The following is a 26,462-nucleotide window of genomic DNA, read 5'->3' as shown; positions in this document are numbered from 1 at the left end:
GACCCGCATGTACGACGGGATGTCCTGGATGCGAACGGGTTCCGTGAGCGGAGGACCGGCGGCTGATCGACCGGTCCGGGTCCGGGGGAGGTGACGGGCATGGGCATCGAGGAGAAGGTTCCCAGCGGTTTCCTGCTCAGCACCGTCGAGACCCTCGCCGGTTTCGCGCGCAAGGGCTCGCTGTGGCCGGCGTCCTTCGGGCTCGCGTGCTGCGCCATCGAGATGATGGCCACCGCAGGCGGCCGCTACGACATCGCCCGCTTCGGCATGGAGGCCTTCCGGGCCTCGCCACGACAGGCCGACGTGATGATCGTCGCCGGTCGCGTCAGCCAGAAGATGGCCCCCGCGCTGCGCCGCGTCTACGACCAGATGGTCGAACCGAAGTGGGTGCTGGCGATGGGCGTGTGCGCCTCCTCGGGCGGGATGTTCAACAACTACGCGATCGTCCAGGGGGTCGACCACGTCGTCCCCGTCGACATCTATCTCCCGGGCTGCCCGCCCCGACCCGAGATGCTCCTGCACGCCATCCTCACCCTGCACGAGAAGATCGCGCAGATGCCCCTCGGTGTGAACCGGGCGGAGGCGATCCGCGCCGCGGAGGAAGCGGCCCTGGCCCAACGCCCCCTCATCGAACTGACGGTGCCGCCGCGATGACCGATCTCCAACGGACAGGATCCGACCACGACGACCGCACCGACGAGGTGATCGCCGTGCGGCGCGGCATGTTCGGCGTGCGCGGATCCGGCGACACCAGCGGCTACGGCCGACTCGTGCGCCGGGTATCGCTGCCCGGCAGCACCGAACGTCCCTACGGCGGATACCTCGACGAGCTCGTCGACACGCTCGAGGACGTCCTCGACGAACGGTCCGGCGACACCGGGGTGGGTTACGTGCAGGCGGTCGAGAAGGTCGTCGTGCACCGCCACCAGCTGACCGTCTTCGTCCGCCGCGACCATCTGCCGCTCGTGGCCCGCACCCTGCGCGACCATGCGGATCTGCGCTTCGAGCTGTGCCTCGGGGTCAGTGGGGTGCACTACCCGCAGGAGTCGGGACGCGAACTGCACGCGGTGTATCCGCTCGTCTCGATCACCCACAACCGCCGGATGCGGCTCGAGGTCGCGATCCCCGACAGCGACCCGCACGTCCCGTCGCTCTACCGCATCTACCCGACGAACGACTGGCACGAGCGCGAGACCTACGACTTCTTCGGGATCGTCTTCGACGGGCACCCCGCGCTCACCCGCATCGAGATGCCCGACGACTGGCGCGGACATCCCCAACGCAAGGACTACCCTCTCGGCGGAATCCCGGTGGAGTACAAGGGCGCCCGGATCCCGCCACCCGACGAACGGAGGGCGTACACGTGACGAGCGAACCCGCGACCGAGACCGTCTTCGACGCCGTCGGACGCGACTGGGACGACATCACCGCTGCCGTACGCGACAGCGGTGAGGACCACATCGTCGTCAACATGGGACCCCAGCACCCGTCCACCCACGGAGTACTGCGCCTGATCCTCGAGATCGACGGCGAGACCGTCACCGAGGCCCGCTGCGGAATCGGCTATCTCCACACCGGGATCGAGAAGAACCTCGAATTCCGCAACTGGACCCAGGGCGTCACCTTCGTCACCCGCATGGACTACCTCGCCCCGTTCCACAACGAGACGGCCTACTGCCTCGGCGTCGAGAAACTGCTCGGCATCGAGGATCTCGTCCCCGACCGCGCGCAGGTCGTGCGGGTGATGCTCATGGAACTCAACCGCATCTCCTCGCACCTGGTGGCGCTGGCCACCGGCGGCATGGAACTCGGTGCGACCACGCCCATGCTGTTCGGCTTCCGCGAACGCGAACTGATCCTCGACGTCTTCGAGACGATCACCGGACTGCGGATGAACCACTCCTACATCCGGCCCGGCGGACTGTCCCAGGACCTGCCCGACGAGGCCGTGCCGATGATCCGCGACCTGCTCGCCCTGCTGCCCGGCCGCCTCGCCGACCTCGAGGCCCTGTTCACAGACAACCCCATCTTCATCTCACGCACCCGCGACATCGGCTGCCTCGATCTCACCGGCTGCATGGCCCTCGGCGTCACCGGACCGATCCTGCGATCCACGGGCCTGCCCTACGACCTGCGCCGAGCCGAACCCTACTGCGGGTACGAGACCTACGAGTTCGACGTCGTCACCGCCGCGGGATCCGACTGCTACGCGCGTTATCTCGTCCGGATCGGGGAGATGCGCGAATCGTTGAAGATCGTCGAACAGTGCCTCGACCGGCTCCGTCCCGGACCGGTGATGGTGCAGGACGGCAAGATCGCCTGGCCGTCGAAACTGCAGCTCGGACCGGACGGACTCGGCAACTCGCCCGACCACATCCGTCACATCATGGGCGAGTCGATGGAGGGCCTGATCCACCACTTCAAGCTCGTCACCGAGGGCATCCGCGTCCCGGCGGGACAGGTCTACATCGGCGTCGAATCGCCACGCGGCGAGCTCGGCGTCCACATGGTCAGCGACGGCGGCACACGCCCCTACCGCGTGCACTACCGCGACCCGTCGTTCACGAATCTGCAGGCCGTCGCGGCGATGTGCGAAGGCGGCATGGTCTCCGACGTGATCGCCGCCGTCGCCAGCATCGACCCGGTGATGGGGGGAGTGGACCGATGAGCACCGAATTCGTGCGCGCCGCGGGTGCGGAGACCACCGGCACCGCGGCCACGAGCGAGACCTCCGCCGCCGTGCCGATGACCGAACCGGCCGGACGCGAACCCGTCCTCGTCCCGCTCGGGCCGCGACCCGACGAGGACACCTATCTCACCCCACCCGACGCACCGCGCCGCTATCCCCACGACGTGCGTGCCCGCCTCGACGCCGACGCCGACCGGATCGTCGCGCGCTACCCGCAGCCCCGATCGGCGCTGCTGCCGCTGCTGCACCTCGTGCAGGCGGAGGACGGGTACATCACGCCGGCCGGCATCGAGTTCTGCGCCCGGCGGCTCGGACTCACCGGCGCCGAGGTCGCCGCCGTCTCGACCTTCTACACCATGTACCGCCGCTCGCCGACCGGCCGCCACCACGTCGGGGTGTGCACGAACGCGCTGTGCGCGACGATGGGCGGCGACGAGATCTTCTCCGCCCTGTGCACCCGGCTCGGCATCGGACACGACGAAACCACCGCCGACGGCGCGATCACCCTCGAACACATCGAATGCAACGCGGCGTGCGACTACGCCCCGGTGATGACCGTCGACTGGGAACTGTTCGACAACCGCACCGTCGACTCCGCGATCGAACTCGTCGACGACCTGCTCGCCGGCGGCACACCCACACCGACGCGCGGCGCCCCGCTGCGTAACTTCCGCGACACCGCGCGCCTGCTCGCGGGGATCCCCGACGACCGGCCCGGTGCGCTCGAGGCCGCCGGTACCGCCGGACCGGCCTCCCGCGCCGGGCTCGAGGTCGCCCGCAAGCACGACATGCGGGCACCGGAACCACCGGAGAAGGACGAGGTCGTCGTCGCCGTCGGGAAACCACCGACGGGTCTGACCCCCGCACTCACCCGCTACTGGGACGAGGACCAGGCGTGGACCCTCGACGCCTACCGGCGGCACGGCGGATACGAAGCCCTGCCCATCGCCCTCGGGATGGACCCGGATACGGTCATCGCCGCGGTGAAGGACTCCGGGATCCGCGGTCGCGGCGGCGCCGGATTCTCCACCGGCACCAAGTGGTCGTTCATCCCCCAGGGCGACGACAAGCCGCACTATCTCGTCGTCAACGCCGACGAATCCGAACCGGGCACCTGCAAGGACATCCCGTTCATGCTGGCCACCCCGCACGCCCTCGTCGAAGGCGTGATCATCGCCGCCTACGCGATCCGCGCCCGGCACGCGTTCATCTACTTGCGGGGGGAGGCCGTCCCGGTGCTGCGGCGCCTGCACGCCGCGGTCGCGGAGGCCTACGAGGCCGGCTATCTCGGACGCGACATCCTCGGCTCCGGATACGACCTCGAACTCGTCGTCCACGCCGGTGCGGGCGCGTACATCTGCGGTGAGGAGACGGCGCTGCTCGACTCCCTCGAGGGACGCCGCGGCCAACCACGCCTACGTCCACCCTTTCCCGCCGTCGCCGGCCTGTACGCGTGCCCGACCGTCGTCAACAACGTCGAGTCCATCGCGAACGTCCCGCTCGTCATCCGCAACGGTGTGGACTGGTACCGCTCGATGGGCACCGAGAAATCACCGGGATTCGCGATGTTCTCGCTCTCCGGGCACGTCACCACCCCCGGCCAGTACGAGGCCCCGCTCGGCATCACGCTGCGGGAGTTGCTCGGCTACGCCGGAGGTGTGCGCGCCGGCCACCGGCTCAAGTTCTGGACACCCGGTGGCTCGTCGACCCCGATCTTCACCGACGAACACCTCGACGTCCCCCTGGACTACGAGAACGTCGCCGCCGCCGGGTCGATGCTCGGGACCCGGGCCCTGCAGATCTTCGACGAGACCACCTGCGTCGTCCGCACGGTGCTGCGCTGGACCGAGTTCTACGCCCACGAATCGTGCGGCAAGTGCACCCCGTGTCGCGAGGGCACCTGGTGGCTCGTGCAGATCCTCGAGCGGCTCGAACACGGGCGGGGCACCGAAGCCGACCTGGAGAAGCTGCTCGACATCTCCGACAACATCCTCGGCCGGGCATTCTGCGCCCTCGGGGACGGCGCCACCAGCCCGATCACATCGTCGCTGAAGTACTTCCGCGACGAATACGTCGCCCACTTCGAGCACGGCGGCTGCCCGTTCGACCCGCACCTGTCGACGCTCGCCGCCGACACCCCCGCGGAAGGAGGCGAGCGATGACCGCCGTGTCCGGTGCCGGAGCGGAGAAATCCGAGACCACCGACCTCGTGAACGTCACCATCGACGACACCGAGATCGCCGTGCCCAAGGGCACTCTCGTGATCCGCGCCGCCGAACTGATCGGGATCCAGATCCCGCGGTTCTGCGACCACCCGCTGCTCGAGCCGGTCGGCGCGTGCCGCCAATGCCTCGTCGAAGTCGAGGGGCAGCGCAAACCGCTCGCCTCGTGCACCTCGGTGGTCACCGACGGGATGGTCGTGCGCACCCAGTTCACCTCGCCGGTGGCCGACAAGGCCCAGCGCGGCGTGATGGAACTGCTGCTCATCAACCATCCGCTCGACTGCCCGGTGTGCGACAAGGGCGGAGAGTGCCCGTTGCAGAACCAGGCGATGTCCAACGGACGCGCAGAATCCCGTTTCGAGGACACCAAACGCACCTACCCGAAACCCATCGCGATCTCCTCGCAGGTGCTCCTCGACCGCGAACGCTGCGTGCTGTGCGCGCGCTGCACCCGCTTCGCCGACCAGGTCGCGGGCGACCGGTTCGTCGACATGCTCGACCGCGGGGCGCTGCAGCAGGTCGGCATCTACACCGAGGAACCGTTCGAGTCGTACTTCTCCGGCAACACCGTCCAGATCTGCCCGGTCGGTGCGCTCACCGGCGCCGCCTACCGGTTCCGCGCCCGCCCGTTCGATCTGGTCTCCACACCGAGTGTGTGCGAACACTGCGCGAGCGGCTGCGCCCAACGCACCGACCACCGTCGCGGTGCCGTGCTGCGCCGACTCGCCGGGGACGACCCCGAGGCCAACGAGGAATGGAACTGCGACAAGGGACGCTGGGCGTTCACCTACGCCACCGCCGACGACCGCCTCACGACGCCCCTCGTCCGCGACGACACCGGAGCACTCGTCCCCGCCTCGTGGATCGAGGCGCTCGGCGTCGCCGCGCGCGGGCTGGCGGCGGCGCGCGGCAGGGCCGCAGTCCTCACCGGTGGCCGGCTCACCGTCGAGGACGCCTACGCGTACGCGAAGTTCGCGCGAACGGTGCTCGGCACCAACGACATCGACTTCCGTAGCCGAGCCCTGTCGGAGGAGGAGACGGACTTCCTCGCCTCGCGGGTCGCCGGACGACGCCTCGAGGTCACCTACCGCGACCTCGACCGTGCGCCGGCGGTGCTCCTCGTCGGATTCGAGCCGGAGGAGGAGTCGCCGATCGTCTTCCTGCGGCTGCGCAAGGCGGTCCGGCGGAACAGGCTGCAGGTCTTCACGATCGCACCGTTCGCCTCGCGCGGTGTCCACAAGCTGTCGGGCCGGGTCGAGCATTGCGTCCCGGGCGACGAGGCACGCGCGCTCGACGCGATCCGCACCGGCGCATCCGCCGACGCCGCGGCGGCGCTCGGGACTCCCGGTGCGATCGTGCTGGTGGGGGAGCGGGCCGCAGCATCGCCCGGCACGCTGTCCGCCGCTGCGGCCCTCGCCGACGAGACCGGAGCCCGCCTCGCGTGGATCCCCCGCCGCGCCGGTGATCGCGGAGCACTCGAAGCCGGCGCCTTCCCGACCCTGCTGCCCGGCGGTCGCCCGATCGGCGATCCGCAGGCCCGGCGCGACGTCGAGTCGGCGTGGGGTCTACCGGCCGACACCCTGCCGTCGGAGCCGGGCCGCGACACCGACGCCATCCTCGCCGCGGCCGCCGAAGGTGATGTGGCTGCGCTCGTGGTCGCCGGCGTCGACCCCGCCGACCTGCCCGACCCCGATGCCGCACTCGCGGGTCTCGACGGTGCCGGCTTCGTCGTGAGTCTGGAAGTGCGACGCAGCGCGGTGACCGACCGCGCCGACGTCGTCTTCCCCGTCGCGCCGGTGGTCGAGAAGGCCGGGAGCTTCCTCGACTGGGAGGGGCGCGAACGTGCCTTCCCGATCGCCCTCCGCGACACCGGAGCACTGCCCGACCACCGGGTGCTCGCGGCGATCGCCGACGCGATGGACCTCGACGGAGGCCTCGACGATCCCGGTCCCCACGACGTCGAGACCCTGCGCCACGAACTCGCGGAACTCGGACGATGGACGGGCACCGTCCCCGAGTCGCCGGGAGTGTCCCCGCGGCCTCCGCGACGTCCCGTTCTCGGGGAAGCGGTCCTCGCCACCTGGCGGATGCTCCTCGACGCGGGCCGGTTGCAGGACGACGAACCGCACCTCGCCGGAACGGCGCACGAACCCGTCGCCCGTCTGTCGGCCGCGACGGCCGCGGAGATCGGCGCCGCCGACCATCATTCGCTCACGGTCTCCACCGAGCGCGGCTCGATCACGCTGCCGCTGGTGGTCGACGACCTGCCCGACCGTGTCGTCTGGCTGCCCACCGCCTCCCCGGGCTCGATGGTGCACGGCGATCTCGGTGTCACCGCCGGTGATGTGGTGCGGATCCGGGCCGCCACGACGGGTTCCGGATCGGCCGAGGAGGATCCGCGATGAGCGTCACCGCCCAGCAGCCCGTGGACCTGTCGATGTTCGGCATCGACCCGTGGTGGCTCGTCGTCGTCAAGGCCGTGGCCATCTTCGCGTTCCTCGTCCTGACCACCCTCGTGATGATCCTCGCCGAACGCAAGATCATGGCCTGGATGCAGATGCGGGTCGGACCCGACCGGGTGGGACCGAAGGGACTGTTCCAGACCGTCGCCGACGGCCTGAAACTCGCGCTCAAGGAAGGCATCATCCCGACCGGGGTGGACAAGCCGATCTACATGCTCGCCCCGATCATCGCGACGGCTCCGGCGTTCATGGCGTTCGCGGTCGTTCCCTTCGGGCCGGAGGTGTCGATCCTCGGGAACCGGACGCCGTTGCAGCTCACCGATCTTCCCGTCGCGGTGCTCTACGTCCTGGCGATCACCTCCGTCGGCGTCTACGGGATCGTGCTCGCCGGCTGGGCCTCCGGTTCGACCTATCCGCTGCTCGGTGGTCTCCGCTCGACCGCGCAGGTCATCTCCTACGAGATCGCGATGGGACTCGCGTTCGCCGCGGTCTTCCTGCAGGCGGGCACGATGTCGACCTCGGGCATCGTCGCCGCGCAGAACGACCTGTGGTTCGTCGTGCTGCTACTGCCGTCCTTCCTGGTGTACTCGGTGTCGATGGTGGGGGAGACCAACCGCGCGCCCTTCGACCTGCCCGAGGCCGAGGGTGAACTGGTGGGCGGATTCCACACCGAGTACTCGTCGCTGCGATTCGCGATGTTCATGCTCGCGGAGTACGTCAACATGGTCACCGTCTCCGCGCTCGCGACCACCCTGTTCCTCGGCGGCTGGCACGCGCCGTGGCCGCTGACGCTGTGGAGCGGCGCGAACTCGGGCTGGTGGCCGCTGCTGTGGTTCGTGATCAAGGTGTGGGTCGTGCTGTTCGTCTTCGTGTGGCTGCGCAGCACCCTGCCGCGACTGCGCTACGACCAGTTCATGGCCCTGGGCTGGAAACTGCTCATCCCCGTCTCGGTGGTGTGGGTGATGATCGTGGCCGCGCTGCGCATCCTCGACACCGACGACGTCCTGCCCGGCACCGCGAGCCTCATCGTCGCCGGGGTGCTGTCCACCGCCCTGCTGTTCGCCTACCTCACCCTGCAGGGGCGGCGGACCCGGCGCATCGCACAGGCGACGGAACCACCCGCCGACGTCGACGAGGAATTCGACGCCATGGCCGGGGGCTTCCCCGTGCCGCCACTACCTGCTCGGTCGAGCACCCGATCGAGTCCGCCCGCCCCGGCGGGTCGTCTCCCAGGAGGATCGTGATGGTCGAATTCCGCGGCCCGCTCGCCGGTTTCGGTGTGACGCTCACGACGATGTTCAAGAAGCCCAACACCGAGCAGTATCCGGAGCAGAAGAGACCCACCGCACCCCGCTATCACGGACGCCACCAGCTCAACCGGTATCCGGACGGACTCGAGAAGTGCATCGGCTGCGAACTGTGCGCGTGGGCCTGCCCCGCCGACGCCATCCACGTCGAGGGCGCCGACAACACCGACGAGGAGCGGTACTCGCCCGGCGAACGGTACGGGCGCGTCTACCAGATCAACTACCTGCGGTGCATCGGCTGCGGACTGTGCATCGAGGCGTGCCCGACCCGCGCGCTGACGATGACGAACGAGTACGAGATGGCCGCCGACAACCGCACCGACATGATCTACGAGAAGGACCGCCTGCTCGCCCCCCTCGAACCCGGGATGCAGCCACCCCCGCATCCCATGGCACCCGGCGCCACCGACGAGGACTACTACCGGGGCACGATCCCCGTCCCGGAACACGCGTCCGCCGCCGACGGGGAGGAACACCGGTGACCACCGCCCTGCTCGCCGCCGAACTCACCACGACCTCCACCGGGGAGGCCGTGCAGTTCTGGATCCTCGGCGCCGTCGCGGTACTCGGGGCGCTCGGCGTCGTCATCGCACCGAAAGCCGTGTACTCGGCGCTGTTCCTCGCCATGACGATGATCGTGCTCGCCGTCTTCTACATCGCGCAGGACGCATTGTTCCTCGGTGTGGTGCAGGTCGTCGTCTACACCGGCGCCGTGATGATGCTGTTCCTGTTCGTGCTCATGCTCGTCGGAATCGACTCCGCCGACTCCCTCGTCGAAACCATCAAGGGACAGCGCGTTCTCGCGATCGTCGTGGCGATCGGCTTCGCGGCTATGCTCATCGGTGGCATCGGGAACACCGCGGTCTCCGGCTTCGCGGGACTCGACGCCGCCAACGCCGGCGGCAACGTCGAGGGCCTGGCGGTGCTGCTGTTCATCGACTACGTCTGGGCGTTCGAACTCACCGGAGCCCTGCTCATCACCGCCACCGTCGGTGCGATGGTGCTCGCCCACCGGGAACGACTGCAGCCGAGGCAGACCCAACGCGAACTCGCCGCACGCAGATTCCGCGAAGGAGAGCGGGTCACACCGCTGCCGGCCGCGGGCGTCTATGCCCGCCACAACGCCGCCGACGTCCCGGCCCTGCTCCCGGACGGATCGTTCTCCGAACTGTCGGTCGGCGAGCTGCTCGGCCGCATCGGACGCGACTGGGACCACACCGAACTCGGCCTGCGCGAACCCGACGACGACGCGAGGAAGGACCGGCGATGAACCCCGAGAACTACCTCTACCTGTCGGCACTGCTGTTCACCATCGGCGCTGTGGGAGTCCTCCTGCGCCGCAACGCCATCGTCGTGTTCATGTGCGTCGAGTTGATGCTCAACGCCGCCAACCTGGCCTTCGTCACCTTCGCGCGCATGCACGGCAACCTCCACGGACAGGTCTTCGCCTTCTTCACGATGGTCGTCGCGGCCGCCGAGGTCGTCGTCGGCCTCGCGATCATCGTGACCATCTTCCGGACGAGGCGATCCGCCTCCGTCGACAACGCCGACCTGCTCAAGTACTGACGACCCCACGAGGACGGTGAGTGTGAGAGCCCACGACGAACCGAGAGGACACGCGGCATGACTTCGTTCCTGAACTCGGCGCTGTGGACGATACCGGCACTGCCCCTGGCCGGCGCGTTCGTTCTGCTGCTCCTCGGGCGTCGCAGCGACCGCTGGGGACATCTGCTCGGATGCGCCACGGCGATCGCCTCGTTCGTCCTCGGCGCCGTCATGTTCGCCGGACTGCTCGGACTCGACGCGCGCGAGAGACTCGCGCAGCAGACCGTGTTCACCTGGGTGCCGGTCGGAGAACTGCAGGTCGATCTCGGACTCCGACTCGACGCGCTGTCGATCTGCTTCGTACTGCTCATCACCGGCGTGGGTTCGCTGATCCACCTCTATTCGGTCGGCTACATGGCGCACGATCCGGAGCGCCGGAAGTTCTTCGCCTATCTCAACCTGTTCCTCGCGGCGATGCTGGTGCTCGTCCTCGCCGACAACTTCCTCGTCCTGTATCTCGGATGGGAGGGCGTCGGTCTCGCCTCGTACCTGCTCATCGGTTTCTGGCAGTACAAGCCCACCGCCGCGACCGCCGCGAAGAAGGCGTTCGTCGTCAACCGCGTCGGCGACATGGGGCTGCTCGTCGCCCTGATGATCATGTTCGCGACCTTCGGCAGCCTCGACTACGACGCGGTCTTCGCCGCGGTGCCCGCGGCGAGCGAGGGCACCGTGACCGCCATCGGCCTGTGCCTGCTCCTGGCCGCGTGCGCGAAATCCGCCCAGCTGCCGCTGCAGTCGTGGCTCGGCGATGCCATGGAGGGCCCCACCCCGGTCTCCGCGCTCATCCACGCCGCCACGATGGTCACCGCCGGTGTGTACCTCGTCGTCCGCGCGAACGCGATCTTCGACGCCGCACCGGCCGCGCGACTCGCGGTGGTGATCGTCGGCGCCGCGACCTTGCTCTTCGGCGCGATCATCGGCTGCGCCAAGGACGACATCAAGAAGGCGCTCGCGGCGTCGACGATGAGCCAGATCGGCTACATGGTGCTCGCCGCCGGGCTCGGGCCCGCCGGGTACGCCTTCGCGATCCTGCACCTGCTCACCCACGGCTTCTTCAAGGCCGGACTGTTCCTCGGTGCCGGCTCGGTGATGCACGCGATGAACGACGAGACCGACATGCGCCGCTACGGCGGACTGCGCGCGGTCATGCCGATCACCTTCGCCACCTTCGGGCTGGGGTATCTCGCGATCATCGGGATCCCGCCGTTCGCCGGGTTCTTCTCCAAGGACAAGATCATCGAGGTGGCCTTCGCGGCCGGCGGTGTCGAAGGCATCGTGCTCGGTGGCGTCGCGCTGCTCGGTGCGGGGCTGACCGCCTTCTACATGACCCGCGTGATGATCCTGACCTTCTTCGGCGACCGGCGATGGGCGGCCGACGCCACCCCGCACGAGTCGCCGGCCTCGATGACCTGGCCGATGATCGCCCTCGCCGTGGGCTCGATCGGTGCCGGCGGTCTGCTGGTGCTCGGTGGCGCGTTGCAGCACTGGCTCGAACCCGTTGTCGGCTACGACCATCACGAAGCCGGTCTGCCCGTCTGGCTGGTCACCATCGTCACGCTGGCGGTCGTGCTCGCCGGTGTCGCCGTCGCCTACCGGCAGTACGTGCGCGCACCGGTCCCGGAGACGGCACCCGAAGCAGTGTCTGCGCTGACCGTCGCCGCACGCCGCGACCTCTACGGCGACGCCGTGAACGAAGCGGTGTTCATGCGTCCCGGTCAAGGCCTCGTGCGTGCGCTCGACGCTGTGGAGTCCACCGGCATCGACGGCTCGGTCACCGGTGCCGCCACCGGGATCGGTGCGCTCTCGCGCGGACTGCGCCGGCTGCAGACCGGCTTCGTCCGCTCGTACGCGTTGTACATGTTCGCCGGCGCGACCGTCGTGGTCGGTGCGCTCGTCCTGGTGACGCTGTGATGGGGGTGTACTGGTGACCACCGTTCCCTGGTTGACGATCCTGTGGGTGCTCCCGCTGCTCGGCGCCGCCGTGATCGCGGCTCTGCCCGCTCGCCTCGGTTCCGCCGTTCGCTCGATCGCCCTGGCGGTGTCGATCGCCGTTCTGGTCGTCGCGGTGATCGTCGCCGTCGGATTCGACCGCGGGGGAGAGCGTTTCCAGTTCGTCGAATCGCACGACTGGATCCCCTCGTTCGGCGCCGGCTACCGGCTCGGCGTCGACGGCATCGCCCTGGTGCTGGTCCTGTTGACCGCCGCGCTCGTGCCGTTGCTCCTGGCCGCCGGGTGGCACGATCACCGCGCCGCCGACGAGGAGGCCGGTGCGGCCCGCCCGCGTTCCGCGCACACCTATGTGGCACTGATCCTGCTCGTCGAGTCGATGGTGCTCGTGTCGTTCACCTCCCTCGACATCCTGCTGTTCTACGTCTTCTTCGAAGCGATGCTCGTCCCGATGTACTTCCTCATCGGCGGGTTCGGTTCGCCGGGGACACCGCGCGCCGACCGGGCACGCGCCGCCGTGAAGTTCCTGCTGTACAACCTGCTCGGTGGCCTGGTGATGCTCGCCGCGTTGATCGGCCTGTACGTGGTCACTGCCCGATCCGGGCTGGGGGAGACGGCGGGAGTGGGCACCTTCGACGTCCGGACCGTCACCGCGGCCGCCGTCTCGGGGGATCTCGACGCGACCCCCGCCGTGCTCGGCGCACTGTGTTTCGGCTTTCTCGTCGCCTTCGCGGTGAAGGCTCCGCTGTGGCCGCTGCACGGGTGGCTGCCCGACGCGGCGGTGCGGACCACGCCGGTCGCGGCGGTGCTCATGATGGCCGTGGTCGACAAGGTCGGCACCTTCGGCATGCTGCGCTACTGCCTGCAGCTCTTCCCCGACGCCTCGGTGGCCTTCGCGCCGGTCGTGGTGGCCCTGGCCGTCATCGGCATCGTCTACGGCGCCGTGCTCGCGATCGGTCAGACCGACATGATGCGCCTGATCGCCTACACGTCCATCTCGCACTTCGGGTTCATCGTCCTCGGCATCTTCGCCCTGACCGCGCAGGGGCAGGCCGGTTCGACCCTCTACATGGTCAACCACGGGATCTCCACGGCCGCACTGTTCCTCATCGCAGGTTTCCTCGTCTCGCGGCGCGGCGACCGCACCATTGCGGCCTACGGCGGGGTGCAGAAGGTCGCCCCGGTCCTCGCCGGGACCTTCCTCGTCGCCGGACTGGCGACCCTGTCCCTGCCCGGACTCGCACCGTTCGTCAGCGAGTTCCTCGTCTTCGTCGGCACCTATCCGCGCTACCAGGTCGCGGCGGTGATCGCGACGCTCGCGCTCGTGCTGTCCGCGCTCTACGTGCTGTGGCTCTACCAGCGCATGATGGGCGGACCCGTGCGCCTGCCCGGTGGGGACGACGGTGACGACGGGAACGACGGTGCCGAACACGCCCGCAGGCTCTCCGATCTCGTGCCTCGTGAGGTCGCGGTGGTCGCGCCGCTGATCGCATTGCTGCTCATCCTGGGGATCTACCCGAAACCCGCGCTCGACGTCATCACCCCCGCGGTCGACGACACGCTCGTCTCGATCGAGATCTCCCGGCCAGAACCGGTGGTGCCCGCCGAGCGACCCGTCGCCGAGAGTGGTGTTCCCGCCCACGGTTCCGAGGAAGGTGAAGCCGAATGAACCCCTCCGAGGGCATCGTCGTTCTTGCCGCGTCGATTCCCGCCCCGGCGATCGACTACGGACTGATCGCACCGATCCTCATCGTCTTCGCCGCGGCCGTCGTCGGTGTGCTGGTCGAGTCCTTCGCGCCGGCCTCGGCACGCTATCTCGCCCACGTGCTCCTGACGACGGGCGCGCTCGTGGCGGCGTTCGTCGCCGTCGTGATGCTCGCGGGAACCCGTGCGACCACCCTGTCGGGGGCGGTCGTGATCGACGGACCGGCGCTGTTCCTGCAGGGATCGGTCCTGATCGTGGCGGTGCTGTCGGTTGCGCTCGTCGCGGAACGGAGTATCGAACAGGTTCGCACGCAATCGGTTTCCCGCGCCGCGGTCGGTGCGCATCTCGACGCTTTCGCGCCCCAGGCGTCGGCGATTCCGGGCACCGCGGCCGAACGGCAGGCGCTCGCGGCGGGTGGCGCGCGCACCGAGGTCTTCCCGCTCATGCTGTTCGCGGTGGGCGGGATGCTCGTCTTCCCGGCCTCGAACGACCTGCTGACGATGTTCGTCGCGCTCGAAGTGCTGTCGCTGCCCCTGTATCTGCTGTGCGGTCTGGCGCGGCGCCGCCGGTTGCTTTCCCAGGAAGCGGCACTGAAGTACTTCCTGCTGGGCGCGTTCTCGTCGGCGTTCTTCCTGTACGGGGTGGCGATGCTCTACGGCTATGCCGGGACCGTCCATTTCGGCGGTATCGCCCTGGCGATCGACACCGGTGCGGGCAGCGAGACCACCGCGCTCGTCGGGGTGGGTCTGCTGGCCGTCGGGTTGCTCTTCAAGATCGGGGCGGTGCCCTTCCATTCGTGGACGCCGGACGTCTACCAGGGCGCACCGACCCCCGTGACGGCGTTCATGGCCGCCGCCACGAAGATCGCCGCCTTCGGTGCACTGCTGCGCGTGCTCTACGTCGCGGTCCCCGGTTCCGCCGACCAGTGGCGGCCGATCCTGTGGGCCGTCGCGATCGCGACGATGGTCGTCGGCGCGGTCCTCGCGGTGACGCAGAACGACATCAAGCGCATGCTCGCGTACTCGGCGATCAGCCACACCGGATTCGTGCTCACCGGCGTCGTGGCCGGCACCGCGTCCGGGATCTCGTCGACGCTGTTCTATCTGCTCGTCTACGGGATCGGGACGGTCGGTGTGTTCGCCGTGGTGACTCTGGTGCGCGACCCGGACGGCGAGGCATGGGAGCTGTCGCGCTGGGCCGGTGTCGGGCGACGCTCCCCGTTGCTCGGCGGGGCGTTCGCGCTGTTCCTGCTGTCGCTGGCGGGCATTCCGCTCACCAGCGGGTTCATCGCGAAGTTCGCGGTCTTCGGCGCGGCGATCGAGGGCGGTGCGGCTCCGCTCGTGATCGTCGGCGTGCTGATCAGCGCGATCGCCGCGTACTTCTACGTGCGGGTGATCGTGCTGATGTTCTTCACCGACCCGACCGACGACGCCCCGCGGCTCGCGACCTCGACCGTGGCGACGAGCGCGGCGATCGCGTTCGCGGCGGTGGCGACGGTGCTGCTCGGCATCCTGCCGCAACCCGTCCTCGACCTCGCCGAGCGGGCGGCGGTGTTCGTGCTCTGACCACGAACGTGCGCGGTGGGAATGCCGCGGCCCTCGTATCGGTTCCACCTCCCGAGGAGGCGTAATGACCGATACACGCAAGGCGATTCTGGCAGGCGGATGCTTCTGGGGTATGGAGGAGCTGATCCGGAGGCAGCCCGGGGTGGTGTCGACACGGGTCGGCTACACCGGTGGGCAGAACGATCACCCCACCTATCGCAACCATCCGGGGCACGCGGAGTCCGTCGAGATCGTCTACGACCCCGCACGCACCGACTACCGGGCACTGCTCGAGTTCTTCTTCCAGATCCACGACCCGACCACCCTGAACCGGCAGGGCAACGACGTCGGGGCGTCCTACCGCTCTGCGATCTTCTACCTCGACGACGAGCAGAAGCAGGTCGCGGTGGACACGATCGCAGACGTCGAGGCATCGGGCCTGTGGCCCGGCACGGTGGTCACCGAGGTGACTCCCGCGAGCACCTTCTGGGAGGCCGAACCCGAGCACCAGGATTATCTCCAGCGCTACCCGAACGGGTACACCTGCCACTTCCCACGGCCGGGCTGGAAGCTGCCGAACAGTCGCATCGCCGACGCGGCGAACTGAGTTGCGCGCACGGGCAGTTCCACGGGGACTGCCCGTGCCGCCGGCAGCGGCTGCTCGTCGGTGTTTCCGCGCGTCCGTATCGTGGAAGTACGGTTCGGAACGACACGCGGAGGAGTGCTCGATGGGAATGTTCGGCAAGGCGATGAAGAGCGCCGCCGCGGTGAAGGCGATCCAGATCGTCCGACGTGAGGCGGCCAAGCCGGAGAACCAGCGCAAGGCCAAGGAGATGCTCGCCAAGTTGCAGCAGAAGCGCCGCGGTTCCCACTGATCTGCCGGTCGGGCGGCGAGTGTGGTCGCCGCTGTCCGACATGTGTGTCCCGCCGGGTAGGCGGAGAGAAGGTGAACCGTGCTGCGGTTCTTCCTCGTCGGTTTCCTGGGCCTGACCCTGGTTCTGGTCGGCGTGATCGCCGCCGTCGGAGGGTGGGTCTGGTGGGTGCTGGTCGTCCTCCTGACGTTCCTGCTGCTGGTCGGAATCTACGATCTCGTGCAGCGCCGGCATTCGGTGCTGCGCAACTATCCGGTGCTCGGCCACATGCGATATCTGCTCGAGAGCGTACGGCCGGAATTGCAGCAGTACTTCGTCGAGCGGAACTTCGACGGACGACCCTTCGACAGGGACGTGCGCACCGTCGTCTACGAACGCGCCAAGGGCATCCACGGCGAACTGTCGTTCGGCACCGAACGTGACATCTACGAGGTCGGCTACGAATACCTCGTGCACTCGACCGCGCCGGTGCCCGAACCCGACGAACCGCCGCGGGTGAGCATCGGAGGACCCGACTGCACGCGGCCGTACTCGATGTCGCTGCTGAACGTCTCGTCGATGAGTTTCGGTGCGCTGTCCGCCAACGCGATCCGGGCGTTGAACCGTGGAGCGGCTCGAGGCGGGTTCGCCCACGACACCGGAGAGGGCGGCCTGACGCCGTATCACCTCGAGGGCGGCGGCGACCTGGTCTGGGAGATCGGATCCGGCTACTTCGGGACGCGCGACCGCGACGGCAGATTCGACCCGACGGAATTCGCCGACAAGTCGGCCCACGACCACGTCAAGGCGATCTCCCTCAAACTCAGTCAGGGTGCGAAGCCGGGCGTGGGCGGTGTTCTCCCGGCAGCGAAGGTGAGCGAGGAGATCGCACGCTATCGAGGTGTGCCGGCCCACGAGAAATGCATCAGTCCCGCAGCGCACACGGTCTTCACCACGCCGCGCGAACTGGTCCGTTTCCTCGCCGGTCTCCGCGAGCTGTCCGGAGGGAAGCCCGTCGGTTTCAAGCTCTGTGTCGGATCCCGCATCGACGTGCTCGCGATCTGCAAGGCCATGCTCGCCGAAGGGACGACCCCCGATTTCGTCATCGTCGACGGAGCGGAGGGTGGCACCGCCGCAGCACCCCTCGAATACGAGGACAACGTGGGTCTGCCGCTCACCGACGGACTGATGACCGTCCACAACGCACTTGTGGGTACCGGATTGCGCGACCGGATCAGGATCGGCGCGAGCGGCAAGGTCGCGACCGGAAACGACATGGTGAAGCGGCTGATCCAAGGTGCGGACTACACCAACTCGGCGCGGGCGATGATGATGGCGCTCGGATGCATCCAGGCGCAGCGGTGTCACACGAACAGGTGCCCGGTCGGTGTGACGACCCAGGATCCGAAACGAGCACGGGCGCTCGATGTGGCGGACAAGGCCTTACGGGTGCAGCGGTACCACGCGAGCACGGTGCGGCAGGCGATGCAACTCATGGCGTCGATGGGCGTCGGTGAACCGAGCGGACTCACGACGGACATGCTCCGGAAGAAGGTGTCGCCCACCGTCGTCCGCTCCTACACGGAGCTCTACGAGTGGCTCGCTCCGGGCGAACTGCTGGCAGATCCGCCGTCGACGTGGGCGGCGGACTGGCGTACCGCCTCGCCGGATTCGTTCCGTCCCCGGTCCCACCTGTGACGAGCTCCTGCTCGCGACGACCTGGTGCAGGTCCTCATCATCGGGGTCGCTGCTTCACGAGCGTGAACTGCTGGACGTCGATGAGACGCCGTCGGAAGTTCGCGGCGCAACCGGTCAGATACCGGATGTATCGCTGGTAGACCTCCTCGGAGGCCATCCGGACCGCGTCGTCGCGACGTGCCTCGAGGGCCTGCGCCCACAGATCGAGTGTGTGGGCGTAGTGGGGCTGCAAGGACTCGATGTTCTGCACCCAGAAACTGGCTCGCTGTGCGCCGGTGATGACCAGGTCCCGGTCGGGGAGCTGCCCTCCGGGGAAGATCTCCCTCATGATGAACCGCAGGAACAGAGCGTCCTCGCGGGTGACCGCCACCTTCATCGCCTCGAGCTGGGCACGGGAATGCCCGACGATGGTGTGCAGCAGCATCCGGCCGTCGGCGGGCAGGATGCGGGAGGCACGCTCGAAGAAGGTGTCGTACCGCTGTCGGCGGAAATGCTCGAACGCTCCGATGCTGACGATGCGGTCCACCGGCTCGTCGAACTCCTCCCAGCCCTGCAGGCGAACCTCCGCGGTACGGCCACCGGACGACATCGCCGAGAGCAGACCGGACACGTGTTCGTACTGGTTGCGGCTCAACGTCAGACCGATGACGTGCACGTCGTATCGCTCAGCCGCCCGCATCATCGTCGAGCCCCACCCGCAGCCGATGTCCAACAAGGTCATTCCGGGCCGGAGATCACACTTGCGGAGAGCAAGATCGACCTTGGCGATCTGGGCCTCCTCGAGGCTCATGTCGTCGCGCTCGAAGTAGGCGCAACTGTACGTGCGCGTGGGGTCGAGGAACAGTTCGAAGAAGTCGTCGGACAGGTCGTAGTGGGTCTGGACCTTCTCGTAGAACGGCGTCAGCTTCTGCATTCGGACCTACTCTCCGCGAGGAGTGGGACGCGAGTTCCTGTTTCGGAATCCACGCTTCCCGTGGGGCACACCGCTATCGGTCGATAGTGCTCCGGCAGAGTGCCTTCTCACACGAGAACGGCGATTCCTGGGGGGAGTTGTCCGACTCGGGCACACGAGTGCCTGGCGGCTACCCCGCGGCGTCAGCCCGCACGGACGGATGCCCCGTCGGTGACCGGCACGATGTCGAAGGCGTCCTCGAGCGCGTCGAGGGCCGCGTCGAAGTGATCGAGCAGGGGCTGCAGTTGCGGCAGGCTGCGACTGCACGAGGTGAGCCCGAAAGCGATGGCGTCGTCGGTGCTCGTGCACGTGATGTTCAGTGCCTGACCGTCGACGGGTACGGACAGCGGATACACAGCATCCACACGAGCACCGTTCCAGTACAACGGATCCGGCGAACCCGGCACGTTCGAGACGATGACGTTGAAGGGTGGTCGCGGAAGCGCGCGATTGCGCGTGAGGATCCCCACCGCCAGCGGCGCGACGCCGAGTGCACTGGCCGCCAGCCGGGACAGGGAGGACATCCCCTGCATGGAGGCCTTGCCCTCCGTCGTCGATGCCGACACCCTGGCCAGCCGGTCGGCCGGATCGGCGAGATCCGTGCCCATGTCTGCCATCAGGACACCGAGTTCGTTTCCGGCGCAATCCTTGTCGGGTCGCAGGCACACCGGGACCATGGCCACGAGCGACTTGTCGGGCAACGCCTCCTGCTCGATCAGGAAGGCGCGCAGTGCTCCCGACGACATGGCCAGGACGACATCGTTGACGGTCGCGTCGGCCGCTCTCGCCACGGCACGCAGGCGGGCCAGCGGCCACGAGCGGGCGGCGAACCGGCGCGTCCCCGAGATGGGCACGTTGATCACGGTGTTCGGTGCGGCCAGCGACAGTGATCCGCCTCCGCCGCGCAGCGCCCTGTTCACGGTGCCGGCCAGTGCAGGCACGAAGCCGGTGACCTCGGCCGTCGCCGTCCGCACCGCCTGCATCGCGGCCTCGGGAAGATCGAGCGCGGTCCCGGAGGAGTGGGAGCGGCTCGGCGCGTCGAAGGGTGCCCACGGTGCCGGTATGCCGGTCCGTTCGGAGTCCGGGCTCAGGGCGCGGCGCAGCAACTTCATGGCGCCGACACCGTCGGCGAGGGCGTGGTGGATCTTGGTGTAGACGGCGAGCCTGCCGTCCGCGAGACCTTCGATCACGTGCATCTGCCACAGCGGCCGGCTCCGATCGAGCAGCGTGCTGTGCAGCCGGGAGACGAGATCCCACAATTCGTCGAGCCCGCCGGGCTGCGGCAACGCGTTGCGTCGTACGTGGTAGCTCAGGTCGAAGTTCGCATCCTCCTCCCAGGCCCACTGGCCGAAGGTGCCCAGGGAACGGACCGCGCGCTTGCGCCACAGCGGCGCGACCTCGCCGTCCTCCGCGGCAGCGGTGAACAGTGCCCCCAGATCCGCGGCGGTCGTGCCTTCGCGTGGCCGGAGAAGGATCAGTCCGCCCACATGCATCGGATGATCGCGGGACTCCCCGAGGAGAAACATCGAATCGGTGGGCGACATGGGTGGACGCATCGGCACAATTCCTCCGCCCGGATCGCCGGGCAGTTCGTGACGAGGCCCCCTGTGCCCCGTCGACATGTGCGTCAAACCATGACCCCCGTCACAGGTTTATGACGCGACACAACTAATACGCGATGCCGGGTCGTATCGCCAAGTCCGGACGCCCGATTTCCGGCCGAAACGAGAATTGTTGTCCGATTTGCGAACTCCGGGAGGTCTCGCTACCGCCGATCGATCTGGACGGAAGCCGTGATCCGGGAGCGCGTGCGGAAATACAGTCGAGGACAGGAACGGAAATCACGAACTCGACACTCCCTGCTGTGCCGGGTCCCGCAGATCACCCGGAAGGATCGCGATGTCCGACCCATCGGCCGATACGCCCGCCGCAGTCCGGAACACGCAGGTGGATCGATCACTGCCCTTCTCGGACGTCCAGGATTTCGACGACGTCGATCGCGGTTTCATCGCGGCTCTCGAACCCGGGATCGTGAGGAACACCGATGGCCACGTCGTGTGGGACAGCGATTCGTACGCATTCCTCGACGACGACTGCCCTCCGACGGTGAATCCGAGCCTCTGGCGGCAGTCGCGACTCTGCGCGCGGCAGGGATTGTTCGAGGTCACGGAGCGTATCTACCAGGTGCGCGGTCTGGACCTGTCGAACATGACGCTCGTCGAGGGCGATACCGGCGTGATCGTCATCGATCCACTGATCTCCGCGGAGACCGCTGCGGCGGGTCTCGCGCTGTATCGGGCGCATCGCGGTGACCGCCCGGTCACCGCGGTGATCTACACCCACAGCCACATCGATCACTTCGGTGGCGTCAAGGGTGTCACGACGGTCGAGGACGTCGCAGCCGGGCGATGCCCGGTCCTGGCGCCGGCCGGCTTCGTCGAGCACGCCGTCGCAGAGAACGTGTACGCGGGCACGGCGATGGGACGCCGCGCCGCCTACATGTACGGAGCGGCGTTGCCACGAGGTCCTCGCGGTGCCGTCGGTGCGGGATTGGGACCGACGACCTCGACCGGAACGCCGACCCTGATCGCTCCGACGATCGACATCGAGCACACGGGGCAGACGGAGACGGTCGACGGGGTCGAGATCGAGTTCCAGATGACACCGGGCACCGAGGCCCCGGCGGAGATGAACTTCTACTTCCCACAGTTGCGGGCCCTGTGCATGGCGGAGAACGCCACCCACACCCTGCACAATCTGCTGACGCTGCGCGGGGCGCTCGTGCGGGATCCGCACGTGTGGTCGCAGTATCTGACCGAGTCGATCAACCGGTTCGCGTACCGCTCCGACGTGCTGTTCGCCTCGCACCACTGGCCGACCTGGGACACCGAGCGCCTGACGGAGTATCTGTCCCTCCAACGCGACCTGTACGGCTATCTGCACGATCAGACGCTGAGGGCGATCAACAAAGGGGCCACCGGAATCGAGATCGCCGAGTCGATCGAACTGCCACCGGCGATCGAGAAGGTGTGGCACACGCGCGGCTACTACGGCAGTGTCAGTCACAACGTCAAAGCCGTCTACCAGCGGTACATGGGCTGGTTCGACGGCAATCCCGCCCACCTGTGGGAGCACCCTCCCGTCGAATCGGCGAAGCGGCACATCGAGTTCATGGGCGGCGCCGATCAGGTCCTGGAGAAGGCCCGCCGCTCGTTCGAGGACGGCGACTTCCGGTGGGTCGCGCAGGTGCTGAACTACGTGATCTTCGCGGACCCCGACAACGCGCAGGCCAAGGCGCTGCAGGCGGACGCGCTCGAACGACTCGGCTTCGGTTCCGAGAACGGCACCTGGCGGAACTTCTTCCTCATGGGCGCCTACGAACTCCGCCACGGTGCGATCGGCACGCCGACCGTCACCGCCGCCCCGGACATCGTCGGTGCGCTCTCGATCGAGCAGCTCTTCGACGCGCTCGCACTGCGTGTGGACGGTCCGCGGGCATGGTCGACGACGTTGACGATCGACTGGAACCTCACCGACGAGAACATCGTGCATCGCACTCAACTGCGAAACGGGCTCCTGGTGCACTTCGACACCGACGGCTCGTTGCCCGCGCCGGACACCACCATCACGCTGACCCGATCGCTGCTCGTCGCGGTGCTGCTCGGCGGCGCCGACCCGACGCCGCTCGTGGCGGACGGCAGCATCACCGTCGACGGGGTGGACGGCGTACTTGCGACGCTGGTGAGCGTGCTGGACGAACCCGATCCGGACTTCGCGATCGTCACTCCCTGACCATTCGCTCACTCCGGTTCGACCCGTTCGATGTTCGCGCCCACGGTATGGACGAGCTGCAGGGTGGGATCCCAGGGCAGGACCGCATCGACCGCGGCGTCGAGCTCGTCCAGGGGCGGTAGCTCGGCCGGGCCGAGCACGGAGACGACCACCGTGGTGCCGTGCCAGTCCACCCCGGTGACCTCCGCGTCGGGTGTCCCGTCGAGCCACCGCGTGGCCTGCGCGGAGATCTGCCGTGCCCACAACGACGCCATCGAATTGACGACCATCGGCACCGCGACGACGACCAGTGCCACCGCGAGGACGGCGTAGGCCCGTCGCCACCGGGGCCGGACGGTCTCCGCCGCCTCCCGGGAGTAACCTGCGGCGACGAGAACCGCTGTGGCCGTGATGATCAGCGCGACCACGTTGGATGCGAACAGCACGAACGCGCCGAGCGCGAGTGTCGGTGCGCCGGAGCCGAGGCAGACACCGACCACCGCGAGCGGAGGCACCAGCGAGATCGCGATCGCGACCCCGGGCAGGACGTCCCCGACGTCGCGGCGTGTCACCGCGATCGCCCCGACCAGTCCTGTCGCCATGGCCGCCGTCAGATCCATCAACGTCGGCGACGTGCGACCGAGGACCTGCGAGTTCGACAGGACATTGCCCGGGTTCGCGAGCACCTGGGCGAAGACGACCCCGAGGAGGACAACCAGGACGATGCCGCCGAGGATCCGGGCGACGCTGCGCGCGATCAACACACCGCGTCCGACCGCGATCCCCAGGCCGACCCCCAGGATCGGGGTGGACAACGGCGCGACGATCATCGCCCCGATCACGGTGGCCGTCGAATCACTGACCACCCCCGCCACGGCGATGACCGCCGAGAGGGTGAGCATCGTCCAGAACGCCGACCGCTTCGCCTGCCGATCACCGACCGACAGATCCAGACGCTCGTCGAGTTCCGTCAGGCTGCGTCGCTGGGACTCGGGCACAAGAGTGTCGAACATTCACGCACCTCCCGGAAGAGTCGTCGGGTCCGGCCGGATCCGACACCGCGGCACCGACGGTCGATGGCGGGGATCATCGCGACTTCTCCAGGTCGGAGACCACCCAGCGTCCTTCGCCGCGGAGTTCGAGGACGCGGTCGTGGAAGGCGTCGAGAGTGCTCCGATGCCCGACGCTGACGATCACGGCGTCCGGCAGCGCTTCCCGCATCGTCCGGTACAGCGCGTGTTCGAGACCTTCGTCGACCGCGGCGGTGGCCTCGTCCAGGAACACGATCGCCGGGGACGACAACAGGATGCGCGCGAATCCGAGCCGTTGCTGTTCGCCGGGGGAGAGGGTGCGCGCCCAGTCGGTCTCGGTGTCGAGTCGTTCGGCGAGATGCCCGAGCGCAACGGTCTCGAGCGCCGTGCGTAGCGCGGCGTCGTCGTGATCCGCCGCGCGGGGATAGGTGACGGCATCGCGCAGGGTGCCCAGCGGGAGGTAAGGGTGCTGGGACAGGAACAATCCGTCCCCGGTCGGCCGGTCGACCTCACCGCGCGCATACGGCCACAGTCCCGCGATCGTGCGGAGCAGGGTGGTCTTCCCGCTGCCCGACACTCCGCGCACCAGAAGCGCCTCGCCCGCATCGACACCCAGCGACAGGTCGGTGACGAGCGGGTCACCCGCTGGGGTCTCCACCGACAGATCCGCCAGTTCCAGCCGATCCTCCTGCACCCGGACCGAGACCGAGGGCAGCTCGGCGGCCTGATGCGTGGTGTCGAGCAATCCGTTCAAGCGGATCGTGGTCGCGCGGAACGCCGCGAACTCGTCGTACGACTCGCGGAAGAACGACAGCGAGTCGTGCACCTGCCCGAACGCGTTGCTCGTCTGCATCACGTCGCCGAGGGTCACCTGGCCGGCGAACAGACGGGGCCCCTGCACGAGGAACGGGAAGATCACCGCGGTCTGGTTGACCGCCAGGTTGAAACCGTTGAACTTCAGCGTCCGGAACACGATGTGCCACCAGTTGCGGATCACCGCGGCGAACCGCGCGAGCAGCCCACCCCGCTCGACGCTCTCACCCCGGTAGAACGCGATCGATTCGCCGTACTCGCGCACCCGCACGAGCGCGTACCGGTAGGTCGCGCCGAGCTTCTCGTTCAGGAAGTTGAGCATGATCAGGGGACGGCCGATCCAGAAGGCGACCGCCGTGGTGACGAGCACGTAGACGATCACGAGAAAGACCATCGCGCGGGGGATCTCGGTGCCGAAGATCGTGATCGGTCCCGACAGATCCCACAGGATTCCCGTGAAACTGACGATCGACAGCACCGCCGTCACCGCCCCCATCGACAGCACCCGTGTGGTAGTGACGAAACTCGTGATGTCCACCTGGATGCGCTGATCCGGATTGTCGACCGGCGACGAGACGAACCGATCCTTGTAGAAGGACCCCGACTCGAGCCAGTCGTCCACGAGGCGTTCGTTCAGATGTGTCCGCCACCGGATGTCGAGGGTCTGCGCGAGCAGGTAGTCGACGAGCGCACGCACCACATGGACCGTCGCCAGGATCGCGAAGACCCGCATGAACCGCCAGAAGGCCGACTCGTCCAGATTCTGGATCGCCGTATAGAAGTCGTTGTACCAGTAGGAGAACAGCACGCTCATCCGCACGGCGAACACCGTCAGCAGCAACACGATCGCGGCGAGGGCGAGGCCGCCGGCGCCGTTGCGCGGGTCGAAGAAGGACGCGGCGATGCGCCACCACTGGCGACCCCAACGCGTGAACCGCACGAGCGCGGCGATCACGGCGACGAAGACCAGGGCAGTGATCGCAAACGCTTTCGCCGTCCACACGATGCTGTCGACGACGACGGTTCCCCAATCCAACATGTCGGCCTCCGACAGGCGTCAGTGGAGTCGCATCCCTACAGTCGCATCCCTACAGTCGCATCCCTACAAGGATCACCCCGCAGCCTGCAGTGGGAATGCGAAGTCGTGGAATCCGGTGGACCGAACCCGGATCTTTCACCCCTCGTCGTCACCGCGGCTGCGCCGACGCCACTGCACCGCGGCCGCGAGCAACCGGACCCCGACCGCGAAGAAGATCAGGTTCGCAACCATCTGCACCGACACCACGGCGCGCGCAGGCTCGGACTCGGCGGAAATGTCCCCGAAGCCCACCGTGGCGAAAACCGTCAGACAGAAATAGATCGCATCGATCCGGGACAGCGATTCGGAGAAGTCGTCCGGGGCGACGACGGACATCCGCAGATAGACGGTCGCGAACAGCACGAGATGCAGGGACACGACGCTGATGAGCGCCTCGATCGCCTGCACCGCCGGATACTCCGCGGCGAGAATTCTGTGGACCTGCCACCCTCCGACGAGCAGGACCACTACGCCACCCCCGACGAGGAACAACACGTCGGACACGCCGGTGACCTGATCCAGGGGAACGACGAAATACACGCTGACCAGGACGAGCGCGGTGAGTGCGGGTCGCGCGACCGCAGACACGATCAACCGTCTCCGCTCCCGCGGATCGGGTGTGCGCGGAGGATCGGCCACGGTCGTCCCCGTCCCGGAATGATGACTTTTGCCCCTAGGGTATCGATCGGGCCGGGGGTGACGATGGGAAGATCGAGTATCCGCCCCCCTGCCCGAAAGGTCGACGCGGGGCGGGGAGTGTGGGGAGTCGTCGATGACCGAACACGAA

At 68.1% G+C, this 26,462-nt stretch carries 21 protein-coding genes; 16 read left to right on the top strand and 5 right to left on the bottom strand.

All coding sequences use genetic code 11. The features are described from left to right. The first annotated feature begins 99 nt into the window (after window positions 1-99). The 15 genes from ACPCXD_RS14175 (at window position 100) to ACPCXD_RS14105 (ending at window position 18,030) form a co-directional block, all read left to right on the top strand. Window positions 100-654, top strand: coding sequence for a NuoB/complex I 20 kDa subunit family protein (locus ACPCXD_RS14175; RefSeq protein ID WP_059381031.1), 555 nt, complete (start codon window positions 100-102; stop codon window positions 652-654). Further along, window positions 651-1,367 (top strand): NADH-quinone oxidoreductase subunit C, encoded by a 717-nt coding sequence (locus ACPCXD_RS14170; RefSeq protein WP_160875876.1) that lies wholly within the window; start codon window positions 651-653, stop codon window positions 1,365-1,367. The genes ACPCXD_RS14175 and ACPCXD_RS14170 overlap by 4 nt, the downstream gene beginning before the upstream one ends. Further along, on the top strand, window positions 1,364-2,668 hold the full coding sequence (locus ACPCXD_RS14165) for an NADH-quinone oxidoreductase subunit D (protein WP_423660022.1): 1,305 nt from the start codon (window positions 1,364-1,366) through the stop codon (window positions 2,666-2,668). The genes ACPCXD_RS14170 and ACPCXD_RS14165 overlap by 4 nt, the downstream gene beginning before the upstream one ends. Continuing rightward, window positions 2,665-4,851, top strand: coding sequence for an NADH-quinone oxidoreductase subunit NuoF (nuoF, locus tag ACPCXD_RS14160; RefSeq protein ID WP_423660021.1), 2,187 nt, complete (start codon window positions 2,665-2,667; stop codon window positions 4,849-4,851). Before ACPCXD_RS14165 ends, nuoF begins: the two co-directional genes overlap by 4 nt. Further along, the gene (locus ACPCXD_RS14155; protein WP_423660019.1) at window positions 4,848-7,316 is read left to right on the top strand and encodes an NADH-quinone oxidoreductase subunit G; all 2,469 of its coding nucleotides are present in this window, start codon (window positions 4,848-4,850) and stop codon (window positions 7,314-7,316) included. Before nuoF ends, ACPCXD_RS14155 begins: the two co-directional genes overlap by 4 nt. Then, window positions 7,313-8,617, top strand: a complete 1,305-nt coding sequence (gene nuoH, locus ACPCXD_RS14150; protein WP_160875881.1) for an NADH-quinone oxidoreductase subunit NuoH — start codon at window positions 7,313-7,315, stop codon at window positions 8,615-8,617. Before ACPCXD_RS14155 ends, nuoH begins: the two co-directional genes overlap by 4 nt. After that, complete coding sequence (nuoI, locus tag ACPCXD_RS14145) at window positions 8,617-9,162, top strand: NADH-quinone oxidoreductase subunit NuoI (RefSeq protein WP_006554037.1); 546 nt, start codon at window positions 8,617-8,619, stop codon at window positions 9,160-9,162. The genes nuoH and nuoI overlap by 1 nt, the downstream gene beginning before the upstream one ends. Then, window positions 9,159-9,950, top strand: a complete 792-nt coding sequence (locus ACPCXD_RS14140) for an NADH-quinone oxidoreductase subunit J (protein ID WP_423660016.1) — start codon at window positions 9,159-9,161, stop codon at window positions 9,948-9,950. Before nuoI ends, ACPCXD_RS14140 begins: the two co-directional genes overlap by 4 nt. Continuing rightward, the gene (gene nuoK, locus ACPCXD_RS14135; protein ID WP_006554035.1) at window positions 9,947-10,246 is read left to right on the top strand and encodes an NADH-quinone oxidoreductase subunit NuoK; all 300 of its coding nucleotides are present in this window, start codon (window positions 9,947-9,949) and stop codon (window positions 10,244-10,246) included. Before ACPCXD_RS14140 ends, nuoK begins: the two co-directional genes overlap by 4 nt. Window positions 10,247-10,303: 57 nt before the next feature. After that, window positions 10,304-12,196, top strand: a complete 1,893-nt coding sequence (gene nuoL / locus ACPCXD_RS14130; RefSeq protein ID WP_423660013.1) for an NADH-quinone oxidoreductase subunit L — start codon at window positions 10,304-10,306, stop codon at window positions 12,194-12,196. A gap of 13 nt (window positions 12,197-12,209) precedes the next feature. Beyond that, on the top strand, window positions 12,210-13,901 hold the full coding sequence (locus ACPCXD_RS14125) for an NADH-quinone oxidoreductase subunit M (RefSeq protein ID WP_423660011.1): 1,692 nt from the start codon (window positions 12,210-12,212) through the stop codon (window positions 13,899-13,901). Next, window positions 13,898-15,502 carry an NADH-quinone oxidoreductase subunit NuoN gene (gene nuoN / locus ACPCXD_RS14120; protein ID WP_192378481.1) on the top strand — a complete coding sequence of 535 codons (1,605 nt, stop codon included), beginning with the start codon at window positions 13,898-13,900 and terminating at the stop codon, window positions 15,500-15,502. Before ACPCXD_RS14125 ends, nuoN begins: the two co-directional genes overlap by 4 nt. A 64-nt stretch (window positions 15,503-15,566) precedes the next feature. Beyond that, a complete protein-coding gene (msrA, locus tag ACPCXD_RS14115) occupies window positions 15,567-16,088 on the top strand; it encodes a peptide-methionine (S)-S-oxide reductase MsrA (RefSeq protein ID WP_423660009.1) in 522 nt (173 codons plus the stop codon). A 121-nt stretch (window positions 16,089-16,209) separates the two neighbouring features. Continuing rightward, window positions 16,210-16,356 (top strand): hypothetical protein, encoded by a 147-nt coding sequence (locus ACPCXD_RS14110; protein ID WP_186455093.1) that lies wholly within the window; start codon window positions 16,210-16,212, stop codon window positions 16,354-16,356. A 78-nt stretch (window positions 16,357-16,434) separates the two neighbouring features. Next, window positions 16,435-18,030 carry a glutamate synthase-related protein gene (locus tag ACPCXD_RS14105; RefSeq protein WP_160875886.1) on the top strand — a complete coding sequence of 532 codons (1,596 nt, stop codon included), beginning with the start codon at window positions 16,435-16,437 and terminating at the stop codon, window positions 18,028-18,030. A gap of 37 nt (window positions 18,031-18,067) precedes the next feature. On the opposite strand, the gene ACPCXD_RS14100 is transcribed toward ACPCXD_RS14105, so the two are convergent. Both ACPCXD_RS14100 and ACPCXD_RS14095 read right to left on the bottom strand, forming a co-directional pair. Continuing rightward, window positions 18,068-18,943, bottom strand: a complete 876-nt coding sequence (locus ACPCXD_RS14100; RefSeq protein WP_016696073.1) for a cyclopropane mycolic acid synthase family methyltransferase — start codon at window positions 18,941-18,943, stop codon at window positions 18,068-18,070. 182 nt (window positions 18,944-19,125) lie between these two features. Continuing rightward, window positions 19,126-20,538: a WS/DGAT/MGAT family O-acyltransferase gene (locus ACPCXD_RS14095; protein WP_232622258.1), complete on the bottom strand. Its 1,413-nt coding sequence runs from the start codon at window positions 20,536-20,538 to the stop codon at window positions 19,126-19,128. Between the two features lie 343 nt (window positions 20,539-20,881). Between ACPCXD_RS14095 and ACPCXD_RS14090 the strand changes: the two genes are divergently transcribed. Next, window positions 20,882-22,774, top strand: coding sequence for an alkyl/aryl-sulfatase (locus ACPCXD_RS14090; RefSeq protein ID WP_026061878.1), 1,893 nt, complete (start codon window positions 20,882-20,884; stop codon window positions 22,772-22,774). Between the two features lie 8 nt (window positions 22,775-22,782). Here the strand turns inward: ACPCXD_RS14090 and ACPCXD_RS14085 are convergent, their stop codons facing one another. The 3 genes from ACPCXD_RS14085 to ACPCXD_RS14075 form a co-directional block, all read right to left on the bottom strand. After that, window positions 22,783-23,766 (bottom strand): TIGR00341 family protein, encoded by a 984-nt coding sequence (locus ACPCXD_RS14085; protein WP_016696076.1) that lies wholly within the window; start codon window positions 23,764-23,766, stop codon window positions 22,783-22,785. A 73-nt stretch (window positions 23,767-23,839) separates the two neighbouring features. After that, entirely contained in the window at window positions 23,840-25,633 is a 1,794-nt protein-coding gene (locus ACPCXD_RS14080) for an ABC transporter ATP-binding protein/permease (RefSeq protein ID WP_423660216.1), read from the bottom strand. A gap of 138 nt (window positions 25,634-25,771) precedes the next feature. After that, window positions 25,772-26,314 carry a potassium channel family protein gene (locus tag ACPCXD_RS14075; RefSeq protein ID WP_120283080.1) on the bottom strand — a complete coding sequence of 181 codons (543 nt, stop codon included), beginning with the start codon at window positions 26,312-26,314 and terminating at the stop codon, window positions 25,772-25,774. Window positions 26,315-26,462: the final 148 nt, after the last annotated feature.

It is taken from the genome of Rhodococcus sp. AB351 (assembly GCF_049538275.1).
Classification (GTDB): Bacteria; Actinomycetota; Actinomycetes; order Mycobacteriales; family Mycobacteriaceae; genus Rhodococcus.
Note: the sequence above shows the minus strand (reverse complement) of the source record. Positions and strands in the feature narration are given on the sequence as shown.